This is a genomic window from Geodermatophilus sp. SYSU D00766 (assembly GCF_054049915.1).
In genome coordinates this window covers 1-2,136 of the sequence record NZ_JBJGYI010000084.1, presented here as the reverse complement: position 1 = coordinate 2,136, position 2,136 = coordinate 1, and the positions used below count along the sequence as shown (strand labels likewise).

2 protein-coding genes and 1 pseudogene are annotated in these 2,136 nt (G+C 79.2%); all 3 read right to left on the bottom strand.

Going from position 1 to position 2,136, the window contains the following annotated elements; genetic code table 11:
- Positions 1 to 380: pseudogene (locus ACI8AD_RS24900) on the bottom strand (hypothetical protein); the annotation flags it as partial.
- On the bottom strand, positions 377 to 1,498 hold the full coding sequence (locus ACI8AD_RS24895) for a flavin-containing monooxygenase (protein WP_456873211.1): 1,122 nt from the start codon (positions 1,496 to 1,498) through the stop codon (positions 377 to 379). The gene ACI8AD_RS24895 and the pseudogene ACI8AD_RS24900, both read right to left, overlap by 4 nt.
- A gap of 43 nt (positions 1,499 to 1,541) precedes the next feature.
- Positions 1,542 to 2,012: a hypothetical protein gene (locus ACI8AD_RS24890; RefSeq protein ID WP_456873210.1), complete on the bottom strand. Its 471-nt coding sequence runs from the start codon at positions 2,010 to 2,012 to the stop codon at positions 1,542 to 1,544.
- Positions 2,013 to 2,136 lie beyond the last annotated feature (124 nt).

The window sequence follows — 2,136 nt, the reverse complement described above, 5'->3', positions numbered from 1 at the left end:
GCTGGAGCTGTAGCGACCGGCGGTGGGGCCACCGCCAGGACCACCAGCACCGTGGTCAGCGGGCTCCACAGGACCAGCCCGTCGGCCGGCAGCCAGCCCAGGACGGCCAGCGGGGCGAGCAGCGCCGCCGGCACCGCCCACGTCACCAGGGGAACCAGCGCCGGCGGCCACGCCTGCCGACGCAGCCACAGCGCGCTGCCGGCGGCCCAGACCGCGACAGCGGCTCCGGCGGCTCCCCACCCGGTCGCGCCGGCGAGCGTCCAGCCCACGACCAGGGCGGCCAGGCCGGGCAGCGGCACCAGCAGGGCGCGGACGCAGCCGGCGAGCGCGGCACGCCGCGGCGCCGGCGGTGCGGGACCGGCCCGGAGGACGGCGCTCACCGGGCCACCCCCGCCACCGGCGGACGGGAGCCGGTCCCCGCCTGCTCCGCGTCGGCGGCCATCCGGTCGGCCAGCGCGGCGGCGTCGGCGCCGACGAAGCCGAGCAGCGCCGAGCCGCGGGAGGTCTGCCAGGGCTGGCCCAGGACGTAGAGCCCGGGCACCTCGGTGACCCCGGCGGTGTGCCGGACGGCGCCGGCGTCGTCGAGGGCGCCGGGCACGTGCAGCCAGGAGTGGTCGGGCCGGTAGCCGGTCGCCCACACGACGGCGTCGACGTCGACGGTGGTCCCGTCGGCGAAGACGGCGGTGGCGCCCGTCAGGTCGGTCAGCCGCGGGCGGAACTCGATGCCCCGCCGGCGCAGTGCGCGGCTGCGGGTGCCGATGACCAGGTCGCCGCGGGCGCGCAGCCGGCGGCCGAGGCGGCTGCGCGCGGGCACGGTGAAGAAGCCGACCGCGTCGAGCCAGTCGAACAGGTCACGGCCGGCGATGCGCTGGGGCAGCTCGGTCGGCCGGGTGCCGACCGCGACGGTGACCGGCTGGGTGGCGGCGAGCTCGGCGGCGATCTGCAGGCCGGAGTTGGCCGCGCCGACGACCAGCACGCGGCCGCCGCCGGGCAGCTGGGCCGGGTTCCGGTACGCGGAGCTGTGCAGCTGCGGCACGTCCGGGTCCAGCTGGCCGGCGAGGGCCGGGACGTGCGGGGTCTGGAACGGGCCGGTGGCGACCACGACCTGCCGGGCGCGCAACGTCCCGGTCGGGGTGGTGGCGGTGAAGGTGCCGTCGGCCTCGCGGTGCAGCCGGACCACCGGGGTGTCCAGCCGGACCGGCAGGGCGAAGTGCGCGGCGTAGGCGGCCAGGTAGTCGGCGACGTCGTCCTTGCCCGGGTGGCTGTCGGCCGGGGCGGGGAACGGCAGGCCCGGCAGCGAGTCGTACCGGGCCGGGCTGAACAGCCGCAGCGAGTCCCACCGGTCCCGCCACGCGGAGCCGATCTCCGGGCCGGCGTCGACGAGCAGGAGGTCCGCGCCGCGGGCGGCGAGGTGGTGCCCGAGGGCGAGGCCGGCCTGGCCGGCGCCGACGACGAGCACGTCGAGGAGCCGGTCCGCGGGTCGGGTGGGGAGGGTCATGGCGTCTCCTGGTCGGCGTGTGGTGGGGAGGGGGCGGGTGCGGTCAGCCGAGGCCGACGGTGAGCAGGGCGGCGGCGACGACGAGGTCGGCGACCAGGCAGGTCTCGGCGTACCAGCGCGGCACGACCCGGCCCAGGCGGTGGTGGGCGCCGTCCCAGGCGGCGTGGGCGAGCCAGCCGGCGGCGAGCACGTAGCGGGCGGCAGCGGGCTCGACGGCGACCGCGGCGAGGGCCACCGCGCCGAAGCCGAGCACCGCCGCGGTCTGTGCGGTCAGCAGCCGCCGGTCACCCAGGTCGCCGCGGGCGGTGCCCCAGGTCAGGTGGACGACCGCGGCCAGCAGCACGCACCACGCGCTCGTCCAGGCCTGCGCGGGCTCGGGTAGCCGGGCGACGAGCGCGAGGCCGTTGGCGGCCGCGACGGCACCGAGCGCGGCCGGCCAGCGGCGGACGAGGACGCCGCGCACGCCGTCGGCGCGGCGGGTCGCGAGGTCCGGGGCGGCGGTCGCGCGGGTCATCGGGTCTCCTCGGTCCGGGCTGGGTGCGGCTCGGACGCTAGGAGCCGGCCGTCGGCGTCACGCCGGCAGAACCGCCAGGTCGGTCGCCTGGCCCCGACCGGGCTCCCCGGGTCAGAGATCCAGG

Coding starts and splice junctions, on each gene's coding strand:
- ACI8AD_RS24895 (WP_456873211.1), bottom strand. CDS start 1,498: ATGACCCTCCCCACCCGACCCGCGGACCGGCTCCTCGACGTGCTCGTC.
- ACI8AD_RS24890 (WP_456873210.1), bottom strand. CDS start 2,012: ATGACCCGCGCGACCGCCGCCCCGGACCTCGCGACCCGCCGCGCCGAC.